Raw genomic sequence first — 18,866 nt, 5'->3', positions numbered from 1 at the left:
CATGTAGAGTGGAAATGAGAGTATGTTAACTCGTAAAATTGAAGTATTAGTGGGACTGTTTCTGTTATCCGGGCTGGTGGCATTTTTGATCTTAGTGTTCAATGTCGCCAATGTCGAAGTGAAGTCAGGGGCCAACAACTACACCCTCTATGCTAAATTTAGCAATATAGGCGGGCTTAAAGTTCGTTCTCCGGTCAAGGTGGGAGGCGTGGTTGTGGGGCGAGTGAGCGCTATTAGTCTCGATCCTAGCGAGTTAGTGCCTGTGGTAGAGTTGTCTATGGATAAGCACTTCGATCAGTTCCCTGAAACGAGTAGCCTGTCAATTTTGACTTCTGGTTTGTTGGGGGAGCAATTTCTAGGACTCACCCCAGGTTTTATGGATGATGATATCGCCATGTTAGTCGATGGCGATAGAATAGATGATACTCACTCGGCTCTTGTACTCGAAGAGCTTATTGGTCAGTTCCTATATAGCGTTAAAGATTAAGCTTGATTGAGTCAATTTTCTATAGAAGCTAGCTATAGGTTGTTATAAATAGTCGAATTTATTTTATTGCGTCAAGGATTTTAAATGAGAATGTTTAATCGAATCTGTAAGGTTACAGCTTCACTTATTTTACTCACATTGAGTGCCACAGCCCATAGTGATGACTCGGCTGTAAACACCATGAACCCTTATGACATGGTTGAGGCTGTGGCGAATAATACTTTTGCCAGGTTTCATCAGGATGTTGACATAATTAAGACCGATCCAGACCATCTTAAACTGATAGTCTCGGATGAGTTGATGCCCTATATTGACTATAAATATGCGTCTTATAAAGTCATGGGCATACACCTTAAGGCGACGACAAAAGAGCAAAGAACGCGATTTGTAAAAGCATTTCAGGGTTATCTGGTGGCAACCTATGCACAGGCATTTACTGAGTACACAGATCAACAAGTTAAGTTTGCGCCTGCGAAAGATTTTACCGGTGAGAAGATGGTCGATGTGAACGTCGAGTTAATTGAAGCGGGTAGACCAGCTATTAAGTTAATGTTTAAAGTGCGTCGCCTCAAAGACGGCAGTTGGAAAGCATTCGATCTTGTTGCCGAAGGTGTCAGCTTGCTAGCATCGAAGAGCTCAGAGATCTCAAACTTGATCCGTCAGAAAGGGATAGATTCGGTGATTCTAGAGTTAGAACAGCGTAATAAGGGCCATATTAGCTATAAGTCAAATGGCACTAGGCTCTAAGTGGTTGAGTTTAACTGCGAAGGTTCGGTGTGCCGACTCACAGGTCGGCTCTCACAGGGAGATGTTGTTAAACTCTGGGGCAAGAGGAAACGTCTGCTTAGTGACAAGATTGAGGTCATAGAACTGTCGGCATTAACTTACAGCGATAGTGCTGGTATTGCTTTCATCTTAGAGTTGATAGCCTTGGCTAAGAGAGAGCGAAGAGAGATAACACTCAGCGCTGCATCGAGTCAGCTATCGAAATTAATTGCATTATACGATTTAGAACACTTCTTCGATGAAGAAGTAAAACAAGGTAAATAGATCCATGGATACCAACGAGACAGAACAAGCAAATGAAGCACTGAAGCTAAAAGAGATAGAGCAGCTTCTTCAGGATGCACTCTCACTAGATGAAGTGCATGTAACCCAAGCTGGAACCCACTATAAAATAGTGGCCGTCGGCGAGTGTTTCGATGGTATGGGGCGCGTAAAACAGCAGCAAACCATCTATGGTCCATTGATGGATCGTATCACCAGTGGCGAACTACACGCGCTAACGATCAATGCCTTCACGCCGACACAATGGAAGCGTGAAAAAGTCTTTAACATGTAAGCCGAGATCTAAATTGGATAAATTAAAAATTCAGGCGAGCGAAGCGCTTGCTGGTGAAGTCGTGATCTCTGGGGCTAAAAATGCCGCCTTGCCTATCTTAATGGCTGGCGTGTTGGCAGAAACTGATTTCGTCGTAAGCAATGTTCCGGATCTTAGAGACGTGAGCACAAGTTGTGAATTGCTGCGTTGCTTAGGCGCCGAAGTGAGCCGTTCAGATAACAGTGAGGTGCGTATTTCTACCACTTCTCTGGATAATTTTTGTGCGCCTTATGATTTAGTTAAAACCATGCGCGCATCGATTCTTATCTTGGGACCATTATTGGCCCGTTTCGGTACCGCCGATGTCTCCCTGCCTGGTGGCTGTGCCATTGGTGCCCGTCCGGTGAACCTTCATCTCCATGGTTTAGAGCAGATGGGAGCGAAGATCGACGTCGAAGAGGGCTACATCAAGGCCCGTGTCGATGGCCGCTTAAAAGGCGCTCATATCTTCATGGATATGGTCAGCGTTGGTGCGACAGAAAACTTATTGATGGCCGCTTCACTCGCCGATGGTGAAACCATTATAGAGAATGCCGCCCGTGAACCCGAAGTTGTCGATTTGGCTAACTGTCTTATTGCCATGGGGGCGAAAATTGAGGGCGCAGGTACCGACTCAATTCGTATTCAAGGGGTTGAATCTCTGCAGGGCTGCAATTATCATGTGATGCCAGACAGAATTGAGACTGGCAGCTTCTTAATTGCCGCCGCGGTCACTCGTGGCAAGATACGTTGTGTCCATGCCGACCCTTCGACCCTTGAGGCTGTACTTGCCAAGCTCGAAGATGCGGGTGCCAAGATCACAACTGGCAGCGACTGGATTGAGCTCGATATGCAAGGCAAGCGACCCAAGGCTGTAAACATTAAAACTGTGCCATATCCGGGTTTTCCAACCGATATGCAAGCGCAGTTTTGTTTACTCAATGTGTTAGCCGAAGGTACCTCGACCATCACCGAAACCATTTTCGAGAATCGTTTCATGCATGTGCCTGAGCTTATTCGTATGGGTGCAAACATGGAACTTGAAGGCAATACCTGTATTATCCAAGGTATAGAGCGACTCAATGGTGCCCAAGTGATGGCGACTGATTTAAGGGCTTCGGCCAGCCTGGTTATTGCCGGACTCGTTGCCGATGGCACCACGATAGTCGATCGTATTTATCATCTTGATCGTGGTTATGAGCACATCGAAGACAAGTTTAAAGGTCTAGGCGGACAGGTCGTTCGTACTAGATAACAAATTATACCGATTGATATTAAAGCCATCGATACATGAGTGTCGATGGCTTTTTTATTGGCTCTATTGCAGGGAGGAAAAAAGATCAGCTGATCTTGTTCTGAATCGTTTAATATCAGTTACTCTGGGTTATTGGCATTCTCACCTATGAGTACTGGGACATCATAGCGCTTCCCCTTACGTATGATGGTCATGGATACCTGCTTTCCAGGTGGGGTCTCGGCTATTCTGTCCATAAGCATTTCAACCCCAGGAATATCTTCACCTTCATATTTGGTGATCACATCTCTTGGTTGAAGCTGGGCTTGAGCCGCAGGGCCATTAGGATCGACACCTGTGATAACCACACCAGTTAGATCCGGTAAGTTTAAAATTTGCGCCATCACTGGGCTGATAGGCTCACCGCTTATGCCCAGTGCCCCACGTATAACACGACCATCTTTAATCAGTTTTCCCATGATGCTATGGGCGAGTTTAATGGGAATGGCGAAGTTTATTCCGTGGCCTCCGCCCTCTTCACCAACCTGAAAGGCCGCAGTGTTAATGCCGATCAGCTGACCACTGGTATCTATGAGTGCTCCGCCTGAATTACCTGCGTTAATAGCGGCATCAGTTTGCAGAAAATCCAGGTACCCTGAACTGAGTCCATTTCGGCCTGTGGCACTGATGATCCCCTGTGTGATGGTTTGACCTAAGTTGTAGGGATTACCTATAGCTAAGACGACATCACCGACTTGTGCCGGAACACCTAAGTTAATAGGCACTATAGGTAGACTATCGCCTTCAATTTTTAACACGCTTAGATCGGTGACAGGATCTGAGCCAACAACTTCAGAGGTGAATTTACGGCCATCTTGCAGGGCAACGACTATCTCATCGGCTTTCTTAATGACATGGTAATTAGTCAGAATATAGCCTTCACCGCTCATGATCACACCAGAGCCAAGACCCTGTAGCGAACTTGAATTAAGAGGTTTATTACGATTGATGCTCAGACTATAGATGTTGACTACGGCGGGGCCTGCACGCCTGACGGCGTTAGAGAATGAAAGCTCAACCCCATTGTCACCACGTTTTTGGAAAAAAAGGTTCGACATATCCTTGTTTGCTAGGAATGGCGTTATCACCAGAAAGACAGCAGCCATAATTAGGCCGAAAAATACGGCCTTGCCGAGATAGATTAGAGAATCTTTAAGAGCCATATCAGAGAGTGTTAAAGAAAAAGTAGCGTAAGATTAGCATGTTTAAAGCGTGAATAAGATAAAATGATGAAGCATCAAAGAAGATAATCCTTCAATGCTTCGTCATAGCTTGATTTGATATTAAGAGAAAGCATAAAGGCTAACGGCACCTTTATGCTGTTGTTTCTATCTGAGGACTAGATATAAGCTGCTCTTGTCACGTTTTATTTTCAATGCTACGGCGCCTTGTTGATCGACAAGTTTAGTCTTGAGCGACTTAAGATCTTTTATGGGGGAGCGATTCACGCCGACAATCAGGTCGCCTTTCTGTAAGCCACTGGCTGCAGCCGGTGAATTTTGAGCCACATCAGTTATCTCGACCCCTTTCTTGTTATTCTCTAATGCTGCGCCTGCGAGCATAGGATGAATAGCGCCTGCGGCAGTTTCTGTCGTCTGACTGGTTTCACCTAGAGTCGCGGTGACAGTTTGTTTGTCACCATCGCGAATTAAGCCAAATTTAACTTCTGCTCCCGCGCCCATTGTGGCGACTTTCGCTCTTAGCTCTTGGAAGCTTTTGATATTGCGGCCATTGACACTAACAATAATATCACCCGCCTTTATACCTGCTTCATCCGCTGCGCTATCGGCCATAACTTGATCGACGAAGCCACCGTGCTGGGTATTTAAGCCAAAGCCTTTAGCCAGCTCATTCGTCAGGTCTCGACCCGAGACACCCAATACGCCGCGGCGGACTTCGCCATGCTCAATTATCTGATCGACTAAGTTGTTAACCATATTAGCCGGAATTGCGAAACCTATGCCGACATTACCGCCACCAGGGGCGACGATAGCGGTATTGATACCGATAAGGTCACCATTGAGATTGACTAATGCACCTCCGGAATTACCACTGTTGATCGCGGCATCGGTTTGAATGAAGTTCTCTAGCATCTCTATGCCCAGACCCGAGCGGCCCATGGCGCTGACTATACCCGATGTCACAGTTTGGCCAAGACCGAAGGGATTACCGATAGCGACGGCAAAATCACCAACCTTGAGTTTATCTGAATCGGCACGTTTCACTGCGACTAAGTTATCGGCTTTGATTTGCAATAATGCGATATCTGACTCGGAATCTGTGCCAATAAGTTTAGCCTCTACCTCACGGCCATCATAAAGGCCTATGAGAATCTCGTCAGCTCCTTCAATCACATGATTATTGGTGACTATGTAACCTTTGTCGGCATCTATGATAACCCCCGAACCTAAGCCCCTAAATGGACGTTCCTGTACTTGCTCACGGGGGGCATTAGGGCCAAAAAAATATCTGAAGGCATCGGGCACTTTCTGTTTAGAGACATGGGTGCCGGTTACCGCTACGGCGACGACGGCGGGAGTCGTGCGTTCTAGCATAGGGGCTAAGCTGGGGATGGATTGACCTTCGACCGCTATGGGAATCGCTGCCTGAGAGAGGCCTGGAGCCAAAGAGAGCGATGCCGTAAGCAGGGCTGCAGAAAGTAAGCTTAATTTGGATTTCATCTATTTATAGCTCCAATATCGGGATTCATTAGGATCACTTTAAGATATAGGGATATTTTTTGCTATATCAAGAAACAATCGTCGATCTTTTGTTACTGAATCCGACAATAGACTAAAGATGAAAGTTCACATTTATTAACAAAGGTTAATTGTTTTGGTTCACTATAATTACATTTTCGCTATTGAGTTCATCGGCTTGTGTATCAATAGACTCTTGAGTGACTTCATTGTTGACTAAGTTAGATAGTGGTTTAACCTTGCTTTTGGGGGCTAAGGTGTTCGCCGCTTCATTCCATTGTTTGTTGACCTTGTTTAATTGCTCCGTCAGCTCGGCGAGTTGTTTATGATGCAGCTCGAAATGATCTGTGACCTCTTGTTTGTGCTGACTCAATTCTAATTTTGTCTGCTCGAGGACTTTTCCCTTGCCATTGGAGTCATTGTTACGGGCAATGATAGTACGACCGACATAACCTAATAGGATACCGAGCACGAAGGTTGCAATAATTAAGGGCCATTCCATATAAAACTCCTTTACATCAGGAACTGAAAAATTCGAATAAACAATTATGGCTGGCATGATACCATCTAGTCGTTCATTTAAGCATAAAAGAGATTATTTTACGTGTCCCAGCTAACTCCGTGGCAACATTACCAGCAAGACTTGACTCGAGATGATTTTTCACATGATTCAGCGCAGGAACAAGCGGTAAAAAGTTTACAGCGTGTGTTTGATGAAATTCAGCTTATCAATAGTAAGCCGAGCTTAGCGAAAAGGGTATTTTCGCTTCTGGGGGCAAAAGAGCAAACGGTTCAAGGGCTTTATCTTTGGGGCGGGGTGGGGCGCGGTAAAACCTACTTGATGGATACCTTCTATGACGCCTTACCTGGAGAGAGAAAGCTAAGAGCGCACTTTCATCGTTTTATACATCAGGTTCATTTAGATCTCGATAACCTTAAAGGGCAGAGAGATCCTCTATTGATCATCGCAAAGCAGATGGCTGCTAAGTATCAGGTGATCTGTTTCGATGAGTTTTTCGTATCGGACATTACCGATGCCATGTTACTGGGTACCTTGTTCCAAGCCCTATTCAAAGAAGGAGTGGCGCTGGTCGCGACCTCTAACATTATTCCCGATGAACTTTATCGCAACGGCTTACAACGAGCCCGTTTTCTGCCAGCTATCGCTTTGATTAATCAACATTGCCAAATCCTCAACGTGGACTCTGGAATCGATTATCGCCTACGTACTCTGGAGCAAGCGGAGATTTATCACTTCCCTTTAGATGTTAAGGCCGATACTAATTTACTCTCCTATTTCGATAAATTGGCCCCCGAGTCCGAGGTGTCAGTGGCAGAGATAGAGATCGACGGGCGAAATATAGGTATAAGAAAACAGGCTCAAGGAGTCTTGCTCGTAGATTTTATAGCCCTGTGCGATGGACCCAGAAGTCAGAGAGACTATATGGAGCTAGCTTGCCTCTATCATACTGTGCTGCTCAGCGGGGTTCTGCAGATGGGTGATAAGCTAACCGGCGACGATATTGCCCGTCGTTTCCTTGCCATGGTTGATGAGTTTTACGAGCGTAATGTCAAACTCATCATATCGGCCGAAGTCTCCTTAGAAGATATCTACACCCAGGGCTTATTGAGTTTCGAATTCAGGCGTTGCCGCTCACGTCTCACTGAGATGCAATCCCATGATTATCTGGCTTTAGAGCATCTGCCATAAGAGGGTATATTTCTGCTTTTATGGCTCGTAGGGAACTGGGAGCCATTTAAATCACCTGCACTGCAAAAATTAGGTGATTTTTAGCTCAGCTTTGTCTATAATCCGCCACCTGCCCTCGTTACTCCATCAATTAGATGGAAGTTGTAAAGCCTAATTCTTTGCTCGAAGGGGCGGGGAATGGCACTATTTGTGCTTTTACCAAATAATTGGTAAAGCATTTGAGACAGAATTTTAACATTGGGTTTTTGTAAAATGAAGACTACTTTTACTGCTACACCAGAGACAGTCACTCGCGAGTGGTTTGTTGTTGACGCTGAAGGTAAAACTTTAGGTCGTATCGCTACTGAAATTGCATCACGTTTACGTGGTAAGCATAAGCCAGAGTATACTCCTCATGTTGACACCGGCGACTACATCATCGTTATCAACGCTGAGAAAGTTACTGTTACTGGTAATAAAGCGAAAGGCAAAGTGTACTACTCGCATTCGGGTTTCATCGGTGGCATCAAGCAGATCACCTTTGAAAAGCTGCAGGATCATAAGCCTGAAATGATTATCGAGAAAGCAGTTAAGGGAATGTTACCTAAAGGTCCTTTAGGTCGTGCCATGTTCCGTAAGCTTAAAGTTTACGCTGGTACAGAACATAACCACGCTGCACAACAACCTCAAGTTCTTGATATCTAAACGGGATTAAGCTAATGGCTGCAACTCAGTACTACGGCACTGGCCGTCGCAAAACATCAACTGCACGCGTATTCGCGAAAGCAGGAACTGGCAACATAGTTGTCAATCAACTTCCACTAGATCAGTATTTTGGTCGTGAAACTGCTCGTATGGTTGTTCGTCAGCCACTAGAGCTAGTTGAAATGACTGAAAAACTAGACATCTATGTAACTGTAAAGGGCGGTGGTATCACTGGCCAAGCAGGTGCAATCCGTCACGGTATTACCCGTGCACTGATGGAACTTGATGAATCTCTACGTCCATCTCTACGTGCTGCTGGTTTCGTTACCCGTGATGCTCGTAAAGTTGAGCGTAAGAAAGTTGGTCTACGTAAAGCACGTCGTAAGCCACAATTCTCAAAGCGTTAATTTTTCGCTATCGAGAACTCAAAAAACCCAGCTTTTGCTGGGTTTTTTATTGCCTGAAAATAGACCATCCCCTTGCCGATTTGCTAATCTAACCTTAATCTCATTCCCGCTATTCGGAATTCTAAATTATGTCACTACAGCTCATCATGCTAGCGTTAGGAATAGTGCTTGTTATCGAAGGAATTGGACCACTGTTATTTCCTAATCGCTGGAGAGCATATTTAAAGGAAATTTCGAACCAAAATCAGCAACTTCTGCAACGTTTGGGTGGTGGTTTAGTAACCGCCGGTATTGTTTTGTTGATTATTTTTTCATAAATTACTTGCCTACCGCCCCTATAGATCTGCTAAAATCCCGTTTTAACCACTACCGTGCAGCAAATAATGGGCAAAAACGTCGTAGTTCTCGGCACCCAATGGGGTGACGAAGGAAAGGGTAAGATAGTCGATCTACTTACCGAACAGGCTAAATATGTCGTTCGATATCAGGGTGGCCACAATGCCGGTCACACTCTCGTTATCGATGGTGACAAAACCGTTCTTCATCTTATTCCATCAGGGATCTTACGTGATAATGTAAAATGCATTATCGGTAATGGCGTGGTGCTTGCACCAGACGCTCTGATGACTGAGATCAACATGCTTAAAGAGCGTGGAGTTCCTGTTGAGGAGCGTCTACTTATCTCTGAAGCGTGTCCATTGATCCTTCCATTCCATTGTGCTTTAGATGTTGCCCGTGAGAAAGCGCGCGGTAATAAAGCTATTGGTACAACTGGCCGTGGTATTGGTCCTGCATACGAAGATAAGGTTTCACGCCGTGGTCTTCGTGTTGGCGATCTGTTTGATGCCGAGCTGTTTGCAGAGAAGTTGAAAGATGTGATGAGCTATCACAACTTCATGTTGACTGAATACTACAAGTGCGAAGCTGTAGATTATGAAGAGACGTTGAAAGATGCTTTGGCAATCGCAGATTACCTTAAGAGTATGTGTACAGACGTAACTGAGCTGCTCGATACGGCTCGTAAAGCGGGTGAGCCTATTTTGTTTGAAGGCGCACAGGGTACATTACTCGATATCGACCATGGTACTTATCCTTTCGTTACCTCTTCTAACACTACCGCAGGTGGTGTTGCTACAGGTTCAGGATTCGGTCCACGTCATCTCGATTATGTATTGGGTATCATGAAGGCTTACACGACTCGCGTCGGCGCCGGACCTTTCCCAACTGAGCTTGAGTGCGAAATCGGTGACTACTTAGGTACTAAGGGTCACGAATTCGGTGCGACTACCGGTCGTAAACGTCGTCCAGGTTGGTTAGACATAGTTGCAATGAAGCGTGCGGTACAGATTAACAGCGTAAGCGGTTTCTGTCTGACTAAGCTAGATGTGCTAGATGGCCTGAAAGAAGTTAAAATCTGTGTCGGTTACCAGTACCCAGATGGAACTGTTGCTACAGTGACTCCACTTGCAGCCGAAGGCTACGAGCAGGTAACGCCTGTACTGGAAACTATGCCAGGCTGGAGTGAAACTACCTTCGGCGCGACTTCTGTAGAGCAATTGCCACAAGCTGCATTGAACTACATTAAGCGTTTGGAAGACTTGTTAGAAACGCCAATTGATATTATCTCTACGGGTCCCGATAGAAACGAGACCATGATTCTGGTGAATCCGTTTAGTTAATAGAAAGAGGCCGCATATAGCGGCCTTTTTATTGACATAAGTGAAGGTTTAAATAGACTTGCTTAGGTTGAAGCAAATGCTCAAGAAAAACATCATGGTGCCGATGACCTATTATGTATAGTTAGTAGGAGAGTATTGATGAGACAAGTTATTCACTCAGTCAGCTGACAGTCGAATATTTTGTCTGATCACTACTTATGTTTATGAATTTTTCGCGAGAGAGCTCATGCTACAAGAAGTGCTAAAAGTTTCATCGAAAATCATGTGGCGTTATCTGTTGTTATCGATAGCCATGGTGACGCCAGCTTTAAGCTGGGCCGATACTCGAGCTGTGGATGTTTATAGTCAGGAGCAGTTAATTGAACTGATACGGACTAAACAATATCTTACGCGAGTCACGGGTGATGATTGCCAGTTAGTACAGGATATTGAGGCGAGAGCCGAGGTGCTTAAGCAGCCTCTGTATCAGTACCTGTGGGCAGAGATGCTTAATCATGGTATTTGTGTCAAAGCAAATCCACCGAGAGGGATCTCTTTACTGCGTGACTCTGCAGAGCAGGGGAGCGCCGAAGCTATGCTCAGGATCGCAGAGTATTATCACGATGGGCAATTTGTGATACAAGATCGCGAGAGAGCCATTCATTATGTGATGCCCGCAGCGGCCAATGGCGATCTGCCGTCACGTATGATGCTAGTAAGACTATTTGGTGAAGGCTATGGTAGCCCAAGAGATTTTGAGATGGGATATCACTGGCTATATAACGATGTATTTAGTGATGAGGCGACAAAACATAAAGCCTTAGAATTATTGAAGGTGCTAGAGCAGAAGATGCCGCCCAGTGCAGTTGCCAGGGCAAAACAGGAGCACCTGAGATCCCGATAAACAATACCATTTACCTAGTAGTAATTGGTGTGACCCGGAATGTTCCGGGAAAATATTTGAGATATTGAATGATCAAAGATCCGCATTTAAAGCGTGAACAACAAAATTACGAAAACCCCATTCCAAGCCGTGAGTTTATTTTAGAATACTTACGATCAGAAAAATCCCCGTTAAACCGTGAACGCATAGCACAAGCGCTTAAACTCGAAAGTGAGGAGCAGCTTGAAGCGCTAAGACGCCGATTACGTGCCATGGAACGGGATGGGCAGCTTGTATTTACCCGTGGACAGGCCTACGGCCTCCCCGAGCGTATGGACTTACTGACTGGTACTATTATTGGTCATAGAGATGGTTTTGGCTTCTTGAAGCTGGAAGAGGGCGGTGACGACCTCTTCATCAATAACCGTGACATGATGATGTACTTCCACGGGGACAAGGTACTGGCACAGAAGGCCGGAGTCGATCGTAAGGGACGTCGCGAAGCACGCATCGTGCGCCTGGTCGAACAGAGAGCTGCAGCCTTAGTGGGACGTTTCCACCTGGATTCTGGCATGGCGTTTGTCATTGCCGATGACAGGCGTATAGGTCAAGAGATACTCATTGCCGATGAGGACCGTAACGGTGCTCGTCAAGGTGATGTCGTGGTACTCGAATTGACACGTCGTCCGGGCCGTTATGTGAAGGCGGCTGGTAAAGTGACAGAAGTGCTGGGTAAGCAGCTAGCCCCTGGTATGGAAATTGAAATTGCTTTGCGTAATTATGACCTGCCACATACCTGGTCGGGGCTAATTGAGAAGAAGCTACGTGCTATTCCCGATGAAGTCACCGACGCTGATAAAGAGGGGCGAGTCGATCTACGTCACTTGCCTTTAGTCACTATAGATGGCGAAGATGCCCGTGATTTCGACGATGCAGTTTATGCTGAATCGAAAAAGAGCGGTGGCTGGCGTTTATGGGTGGCAATTGCCGATGTGAGTCACTACGTACGTACGGAATCTGCATTAGATAAGGAAGCACGTAGTCGAGGTAACTCGGTGTACTTCCCGTCGCAAGTGATCCCTATGCTGCCGGAAAAGATCTCTAATGGATTATGCTCCTTGATGCCAGAGGTCGACCGTTTATGTATGGTAGCCGAGATGACTATCTCCGCAGCAGGTAAACTCTCTGGATATAAGTTCTATCCGGCAGTTATGCATTCCCATGCTCGTCTGACCTATACTCAGGTTGCCGATATGCTCGAAGGTGGAGAGGTGAGTGATAAGCTCAAACCTATATTCCCGCACCTTCAAACATTGCAGTCCCTGTATCTGACGTTAGATGAAACACGTGCACAGAGAGGCGCTATCGCATTCGAGACCACTGAGACTCAGTTTGTCTTTAATGACGACAGAAAGATTGACAGCATAATACCGAGAAATCGTAATCAGGCTCATAAGATCATCGAAGAATGCATGATCTTAGCCAACGTAGCTTCGGCTAAGTTCGTCAAAAAGCACAAGGGCGAGGTCTTGTACCGGGTTCATGAGTCTCCATCTGAGCAGAAGCTGACTAACTTCAAAGACTTCCTCAAGGAGCGTGGCTTGAGCATCGGCGGAGGGCTTGAGCCTACACCGACCGATTATCAGGCGCTGATGGAATTGATCACCGACAGACCCGATGCAGAGCTTATCCAAATTATGTTGCTGCGCTCTATGAAGCAAGCGACCTACACGCCGGATAACGAAGGACACTTTGGTTTAGCCTTAGAAGCTTATTCTCACTTTACCTCGCCTATTCGTCGTTACCCGGATTTGATCTTGCACCGGGTTATTCGTTACTTGTTGGCGAAAGAACAGGGCGAGGCGTCAGAGAAGTGGACGTCAGATGGTGGTTATAACTATCAGCTAGAAGAGCTAGATCTTCTCGGTGTCGAGTGTTCGACTACCGAGCGCCGCGCCGATGAGGCGACCCGTGATGTCAGTGATTGGCTCAAATGTGAGTTTATGCAAGATCACGTGGGCGATACCTTCGACGCTGTGGTGGCCTCAGTTACTCACTTCGGCATGTTTGTCCGTCTGAATAAGTTATTTATCGATGGTTTAGTGCATATTTCCAGTCTTGGTAGCGATTACTTCCAATATGATAATATGCGTCAACGCCTAGTGGGAGAAGCCTCAGGTCAAATCTATCAACTTGGTGATGCCGTCACTGTAAAAGTTGCTGGTGTGAATTTAGATGATCGTCAAATTGATCTGATGATGGCGGGTGAGGAAGGTAAGTCTAAACGTCCAAGCCGCGGCAAGAAGCCGATGACTGCCAGAGAGCGGGTCAATGCAGAGGGCGCTAAGCTAGGTAAAGCAGAAAAGAGCGGTAAACCTAAACGACGCGGTTCTCGCTCAAAAGTCGCGGCGGGTAAAGCTTCTGCTGATTCAGATAAAACCAATACAAGCGGTGGAGCTAAAAAGCCCGGTGCTAAAACAAAAACGACGGCTAAGAAGTCGAAGGCTAAAAAGTCTTCAGCAAAAAAGACTTCAGTAAAAAAGAGCCCTGCTAAACGTAAAGTCAAAGCAAGCAAGTAATAGAGACTGAAATAGATGAAAAAACAAGATATCACCTTCGGAATTCACGCTGTTGAAGCGGTACTAAAGCATAGTCCGGAGCGAGTGATCGAACTTTGGGTACAAGCTGGCCGTGATGATAAAAGATTAGCCACGCTTATCCAGATGGCTGCTGAGTACGGTATTTCAGTACAAACATCAGCGCGAAAAGTCCTTGATGAAAAATCTGACAATGGACAACATCAAGGTGTGTTAGCTCGTGTAAAGGCCGTAAAACAGCTTAATGATAATGATCTATCGGCACTGCTTGATAAGATAGAAGTAGAGAAGACGGAAACGCCTTTCTTTTTAATCTTAGACGGTGTTACCGATCCCCATAACCTAGGCGCTTGCTTACGTAATGCTGATGCCGCGGGTGTACATGGCGTCATTGTCCCTCGCGATAACTCTGTAGGCTTAACACCTACAGTGAGTAAAGTGGCTTGCGGCGCGGCTGAAGTGGTGCCTTTGTTTCAAGTGACCAACTTAGCGCGCACCATGAAGAGCATACAAGATAAAGGTGTTTGGATCGTTGGCGCTGCGGGTGAAGCCGATAGCGACTTATACAAGACTGATCTTAAAGGCCCACTGGCTATCGCCATGGGCGCCGAAGATAAAGGCCTGCGTCGTTTAACCCGTGAAGGTTGCGATTCGATTGCATCGATTCCTATGTCAGGATCAGTTTCAAGCCTGAACGTCTCCGTCGCCAGCGGAATTTGCATGTTCGAGGCTGTAAGACAACGACTATAGTCGCGAATTCGACTAGGTTAATTTTCATTGGCTAGCTCATTAGGTGTTAGTCAGAGTTATTGAATGCCGATGTGGTTTAGTCCTCATCGGCATTTTTGTATCTGATATTTGGCTAATTGATACATGAAAGTGTGTATGGAGGTTGTACCTTCAATGTAATCTACCGCCTGTCCGGCGAGGAATGTGCAGCTACTTCTACTCTCCACCACAAGGTAGGCTAGCTTCGAATAAAGCTTGAATACATTTTCTGATTTAGCTTTTGGCTGAGTTGTTATTGGATAGTGTGTTTATAATTTTCTGCTTCATTGTTACCTATCGCTTGCAGCGGGCTTATATGCAGGTACTTCTGCGAGACGCCGTGAACACTTCCATGTGGGCTCTACCAAAACATCCCTGTTTTGGAAGCTCGCAGCCGCACCTACACCCGTTTATCTATCTCTTCGATTTAGTCTTTGTTGTGATGGAACGTAGTCCAACATTTGTCATTCCCGCAATGCTTGTGGGCGGGAATCCATAGCCCTTGCAAAGATCAAGTTTAAATACATTCTCTGTTGTTGGTCTAGGTAATATAGGGATTTGGTTGATCATTGAAGGTCATACTTTCAATGTTACTGATAGCCTACGGCGGGCAGTGCAGGGATGCACCAATGTCGTTGAGGCAGGATGCCTAAAAACGACCTTATGTGCCCTCTTCAGTTGAGAAGGTGCTGCGAGTCGCCGGCTCTTGATTTCATAAGAGCCTTCCCTGTGGGCTCTGCCAAAACATCCTTGTTTTGGAAGCTCATAGCCGCACCTACACTGGGCTATTTACTTTCTTCGATTAGACCTATTTTTCTCTGGCCTTTTATTAATACAAATTGTTGATCAAGTACAGTGTTCTATGAGTTACAACTGAAGTGATTTCAATATGATGTTAGAGTACTTTGAAATTGAGAGCCCAAAGGTTAATGCTATTTTACATCAGGGTCTTGTTATGCTCGCGCAAGTGTATGGTTGGATCGTTTAACGTGTTAATCCTGCTAGTTCGGTTCTGTCTGGGTAGTCTTAGTTAAAAGGCGTTCAAACACGCCTGTGTTAATGAGAGTGACAAAATGAATAACAAAATATTTTTTTCTTCTATGGCATTTCTAATCATTTCAGGATGCTCAAGCACAGGTGTGATTCCTATGAGCCAGGACTCATATTTTATTGGTAAAAAAGATGGTTCTCCTGGTATTGGTGTTTCATTGAGCAACAAAGCAGAGGTCTACCAAGAAGCCAATGCATTTTGTAGCCAAAAAAGTTTAGAAGTTCTAACACTACGTGAGACCGTTGCACCTGCAGCTCCTGGGCGACTTGGCTCAACCGAGTTGCATTTTAGATGTGTACAGCCAGGTGGTAGTGCTAAACCGCTGGTAAAAGACGCTGATAAAGTGGTTAATGTAAACAGCAACGTCAATGTAAAACCTAAAGATGTTAACTCTACAGATATGTATACAGAGTTAAAAAAACTGAAAGAATTAAAAGATACTGGGATAATTACTCAAGAAGAATTTGATATAGAAAAAAAAGAAGTACTGTCCAGATATTGAGTATGTTGGCCAAGAGAATAGAAATGGAAAAAGCCTCGGCTCTGCACTAATGCCGGTAAGTTAAGCTTACTGGCATTTTTTATTTCTGGCATATTTCTGTGGTCTGCGCTTGACCGTTCTAGGAAAAGACCGAGTTCGTCGGGGCTCTAAAATCAGGCTTTCAGCCATTTCATAGAAATATTTAAGCTGACGAGGAATTGCACCTGGTGTCGAGTAGGGCAAACCCACTAATAGCCTCAAAATATGAGCCAAAGAACCATTAAAACTCAACTGATAAGGGAGATAATCCCCTTTGAGTTGATGACACATTTTCACCATCTGATAACGCACTAGATTGTAGGTGAGTAAGATCCCCCACAACTCCTGTTTTACAAGCTCTGGCAGTCGACTTCTCAACGTTAAACGATTACCTAGCATGTATTGTTTTTGCTCTCGATAACCTAATTCTATTTCCCATCGATGCACGTATAAGTCAGCTATGTCTGCAACGGGATAACGCATGGGATCTATCATTGATGTCAAAACCGAGTATTCCTTGCCATTAATCTTTCGACTTATCAGCCGAACTTCCAGCTCATAAGGCAGCTCAGGCCATCGTTTTCTGGCATGTGGATTACTTTTTAATTGAACGATTTTATCGTTGCGCCCCAAGCTGCGGAGCACTTCATATTGGACATTTTTTTTCAACGGAATTAGCCAGTGTCGCTCGTTACCTGTGGATTGCCACTGATAAAGTAGCCCTAGAGAATAAAAGCCTCGATCAAACAATGTCAGACTATGATCCGGTGTGGAGTCGATAAGCTTTTCGGCCAAAATCATCTCATTAACGGCGTAATCATCGAAAGCACTGGCGGTAATAAGATGGCTACTCAATTCCATTTGGCAGACCATACGAACTTGAGGATATTGAGTCTCTTTTTGTCGAGAAAAGGCTTCTGCATTATCGGGAGTATCTTCCGCCCGCCAGACTACACCATCGACTCCCAGTAACGTCAGTCCATTCCAGTTTGGATGTAGAGCTTCACGATTTCAGTGAGCTTGAGTGCACTCAAACAGAGCTTTCATTGCCGCTTCACCGAGATTTTTTCGTCGTTGAGTTAATGCGCTCGGAGCAACAAATGGCTTGCCCTCTCTATCAACGATATCGAGCATGTTAATGATGTGAGCCATCGACTTATCATTATAGATAGCCATTCCAATAATAAGCCAAGCCATTGACTCTAGTGTTAATTTACGTTTTCTAATCGTGACTGTTTCAGTTAATGAATACGCTTCCTCTATCAACTCCAGAGGGAGTAAATCTGCGAGGGTTTCAACTTGATGGGGCTTGAGTTGGTTGATCATGTCAAAAGCTTGGGAAACTTGCATAAAAAATCCGAGACCTAGAGATAGGACTCGGATTCTGAAGCATCTAGAAGATCAGTCAACCGATCGATAAATCACTAAATGATCGGCATTACGGCTCTGCACGGTCTATAAACTTAACTTTTTAGACTTTCCTGAAAACCTATTCTCCAACCTCTATAGATCTTGCTGGTTTTTCAAGTATTAAAAACGTTGTTTAAATTATGCCTAAATCGAAGAGAGAAATACTCAGGTGTAAACGCGGCAGTGACCTTAGGTTTCAGGGCGAAGCTTTACATTGTGAAGCGCTTTGAGCGAGAGATTGGGATATCGAACTGGCAGTTAAACATGGATGTTGTTTGATGTCGTAGAGGCTATAGGGATATACTCGCGCCGTGTCACTGAAGTGTTTGCACTTAAGCCCACGGCAGGTGATAGATAACTATGAAGTCATGGTTAACAGGTCGCTGCCAGATAACAACATCAGCCAGATGAACCAATAAAAGATATTTCAGCAACTTGTTATCCGACAAGTGACCCTATGACTGGAAACGAGCAACTTACTGGAACGTATAGAGCAAGTTGAATGTGGTGATGGTATCAGTTTGCTTAGTGCCTATAGGGACTATATCTGTGTACTTAATATTGACACCGATTTTGAAGGCCCAGTCTTGGAACAGGGTGTTCTTGTAGTTCATATCTAAGGTGAGTGTGCTGTTGTTCTCACCCACTTCGGCGGTGAGATCGGCGTTGAGGCTAGTGTATTCCTGCAGTTTTTGTTCAAACTTGGCGGCAGTACGAACAATGATGTCTTTTTCGGCTCCGGGATTGGGTTCTAATTCAGTTTCGATAGGCATGTTATATCGGTAACCAGGACCGATTTCTAAGCTGAGTTTAGTGTCGCTATTTGATATTGCATCGAAACCGTAACCTACAGAAACCGTAGATATTTGGGTGTAACTACCAAAACGGTCGAGGGTGAAGTCACCTCGACCGAAAACATAGCCATCATCCAGCCATGAAAAATCATTATCTAACTTATAACTGGACTGCAACTGGACATCATATTTCTCCGCCGTGGTTTTTTCATCATCGGCAGCGTAATAGAGTTTAAAGGTGCCTTCCTGTCTAAACTGCTCTGTGTCGTAAACCAGCTTGGTTCGACCATTAAAGCTACTGGATTCAGTATTTCCTGTATTTAGCTGTAAACCCGCCTCGATTTCTGCGGTGAAATCACTGGGGGGCTCCTGGTAATCGGGTGGCACTAAGGCCCAGGCAGACATAGGAACAGATACAAGTAGGGCAGCTACAACTCTAAACATTATTTTATTCTTACTATTATTTTAATGTGATGAGGAACATTTTCAGCAAGCCAATATAATACCCATTGTGTTGAGGCTCGGTAAAGTGATTAAAGTGTA

The 18,866-nt window shown here is 45.1% G+C and carries 18 protein-coding genes and 1 pseudogene; 14 read left to right on the top strand and 5 right to left on the bottom strand.

Annotated features, from left to right (window positions below):
• The first annotated feature begins 22 nt into the window (after nucleotides 1-22).
• From mlaD to murA, 5 genes are all read left to right on the top strand, one after another.
• Complete coding sequence (mlaD, locus tag sps_RS25580; RefSeq protein WP_077755076.1) at nucleotides 23-487, top strand: outer membrane lipid asymmetry maintenance protein MlaD; 465 nt, start codon at nucleotides 23-25, stop codon at nucleotides 485-487.
• A gap of 90 nt (nucleotides 488-577) precedes the next feature.
• Nucleotides 578-1,234 (top strand): MlaC/ttg2D family ABC transporter substrate-binding protein, encoded by a 657-nt coding sequence (locus sps_RS25575; RefSeq protein WP_077755865.1) that lies wholly within the window; start codon nucleotides 578-580, stop codon nucleotides 1,232-1,234.
• Nucleotides 1,235-1,537: an STAS domain-containing protein gene (locus sps_RS25570; protein WP_077755075.1), complete on the top strand. Its 303-nt coding sequence runs from the start codon at nucleotides 1,235-1,237 to the stop codon at nucleotides 1,535-1,537.
• Nucleotides 1,538-1,541: 4 nt separating this feature from the next.
• Nucleotides 1,542-1,829 carry a BolA family protein gene (locus tag sps_RS25565; RefSeq protein ID WP_077755074.1) on the top strand — a complete coding sequence of 96 codons (288 nt, stop codon included), beginning with the start codon at nucleotides 1,542-1,544 and terminating at the stop codon, nucleotides 1,827-1,829.
• Between the two features lie 13 nt (nucleotides 1,830-1,842).
• Nucleotides 1,843-3,102, top strand: a complete 1,260-nt coding sequence (gene murA, locus sps_RS25560; protein WP_077755864.1) for a UDP-N-acetylglucosamine 1-carboxyvinyltransferase — start codon at nucleotides 1,843-1,845, stop codon at nucleotides 3,100-3,102.
• A 119-nt stretch (nucleotides 3,103-3,221) separates the two neighbouring features.
• On the opposite strand, the gene degS is transcribed toward murA, so the two are convergent.
• The 3 genes from degS to sps_RS25545 form a co-directional block, all read right to left on the bottom strand.
• Nucleotides 3,222-4,304 carry an outer membrane-stress sensor serine endopeptidase DegS gene (gene degS, locus sps_RS25555; RefSeq protein ID WP_077755073.1) on the bottom strand — a complete coding sequence of 361 codons (1,083 nt, stop codon included), beginning with the start codon at nucleotides 4,302-4,304 and terminating at the stop codon, nucleotides 3,222-3,224.
• Nucleotides 4,305-4,469: 165 nt separating this feature from the next.
• Nucleotides 4,470-5,822, bottom strand: a complete 1,353-nt coding sequence (degQ, locus tag sps_RS25550; RefSeq protein ID WP_077755072.1) for a Do family serine endopeptidase DegQ — start codon at nucleotides 5,820-5,822, stop codon at nucleotides 4,470-4,472.
• A 145-nt stretch (nucleotides 5,823-5,967) separates the two neighbouring features.
• The gene (locus sps_RS25545; protein ID WP_077755071.1) at nucleotides 5,968-6,342 is read right to left on the bottom strand and encodes a ZapG family protein; all 375 of its coding nucleotides are present in this window, start codon (nucleotides 6,340-6,342) and stop codon (nucleotides 5,968-5,970) included.
• 102 nt (nucleotides 6,343-6,444) lie between these two features.
• On the opposite strand from sps_RS25545, the gene zapE reads away from it, so the two are divergent.
• The 9 genes from zapE to sps_RS25500 all read left to right on the top strand — a co-directional run bounded on the left by zapE (nucleotide 6,445) and on the right by sps_RS25500 (nucleotide 16,101).
• The gene (gene zapE / locus sps_RS25540) at nucleotides 6,445-7,551 is read left to right on the top strand and encodes a cell division protein ZapE (RefSeq protein ID WP_077755070.1); all 1,107 of its coding nucleotides are present in this window, start codon (nucleotides 6,445-6,447) and stop codon (nucleotides 7,549-7,551) included.
• 252 nt (nucleotides 7,552-7,803) lie between these two features.
• Nucleotides 7,804-8,235 carry a 50S ribosomal protein L13 gene (gene rplM, locus sps_RS25535; protein WP_012141095.1) on the top strand — a complete coding sequence of 144 codons (432 nt, stop codon included), beginning with the start codon at nucleotides 7,804-7,806 and terminating at the stop codon, nucleotides 8,233-8,235.
• Between the two features lie 14 nt (nucleotides 8,236-8,249).
• Complete coding sequence (rpsI, locus tag sps_RS25530) at nucleotides 8,250-8,642, top strand: 30S ribosomal protein S9 (protein WP_077755069.1); 393 nt, start codon at nucleotides 8,250-8,252, stop codon at nucleotides 8,640-8,642.
• A gap of 128 nt (nucleotides 8,643-8,770) precedes the next feature.
• Nucleotides 8,771-8,959, top strand: a complete 189-nt coding sequence (locus tag sps_RS25525) for a DUF2065 domain-containing protein (RefSeq protein ID WP_013049720.1) — start codon at nucleotides 8,771-8,773, stop codon at nucleotides 8,957-8,959.
• A 66-nt stretch (nucleotides 8,960-9,025) separates the two neighbouring features.
• A complete protein-coding gene (locus sps_RS25520) occupies nucleotides 9,026-10,321 on the top strand; it encodes an adenylosuccinate synthase (RefSeq protein ID WP_077755068.1) in 1,296 nt (431 codons plus the stop codon).
• Between the two features lie 262 nt (nucleotides 10,322-10,583).
• Nucleotides 10,584-11,204 carry a tetratricopeptide repeat protein gene (locus tag sps_RS25515; RefSeq protein ID WP_077755863.1) on the top strand — a complete coding sequence of 207 codons (621 nt, stop codon included), beginning with the start codon at nucleotides 10,584-10,586 and terminating at the stop codon, nucleotides 11,202-11,204.
• A gap of 68 nt (nucleotides 11,205-11,272) precedes the next feature.
• Nucleotides 11,273-13,762, top strand: coding sequence for a ribonuclease R (gene rnr / locus sps_RS25510; protein ID WP_077755067.1), 2,490 nt, complete (start codon nucleotides 11,273-11,275; stop codon nucleotides 13,760-13,762).
• A 15-nt stretch (nucleotides 13,763-13,777) separates the two neighbouring features.
• A complete protein-coding gene (gene rlmB, locus sps_RS25505; RefSeq protein ID WP_077755066.1) occupies nucleotides 13,778-14,530 on the top strand; it encodes a 23S rRNA (guanosine(2251)-2'-O)-methyltransferase RlmB in 753 nt (250 codons plus the stop codon).
• A 1,091-nt stretch (nucleotides 14,531-15,621) separates the two neighbouring features.
• A complete protein-coding gene (locus sps_RS25500; RefSeq protein ID WP_077755065.1) occupies nucleotides 15,622-16,101 on the top strand; it encodes an SHOCT domain-containing protein in 480 nt (159 codons plus the stop codon).
• 66 nt (nucleotides 16,102-16,167) lie between these two features.
• Here sps_RS25500 and sps_RS25495 read toward each other — a convergent pair.
• Together sps_RS25495 and sps_RS25490 are read right to left on the bottom strand one after the other, a co-directional pair.
• Nucleotides 16,168-17,469, bottom strand: a pseudogene (locus tag sps_RS25495) (IS4 family transposase).
• 536 nt (nucleotides 17,470-18,005) lie between these two features.
• Nucleotides 18,006-18,767 carry a DUF481 domain-containing protein gene (locus sps_RS25490; protein ID WP_077755064.1) on the bottom strand — a complete coding sequence of 254 codons (762 nt, stop codon included), beginning with the start codon at nucleotides 18,765-18,767 and terminating at the stop codon, nucleotides 18,006-18,008.
• Nucleotides 18,768-18,866: the final 99 nt, after the last annotated feature.

Origin of the sequence: Shewanella psychrophila, assembly GCF_002005305.1 — a bacterium.
GTDB classification, from domain to species: domain Bacteria; phylum Pseudomonadota; class Gammaproteobacteria; order Enterobacterales; family Shewanellaceae; genus Shewanella; species Shewanella psychrophila.
The sequence above is the reverse complement of the archived record's forward strand: the minus strand, read 5'-3'. Positions and strand labels throughout refer to the sequence as shown.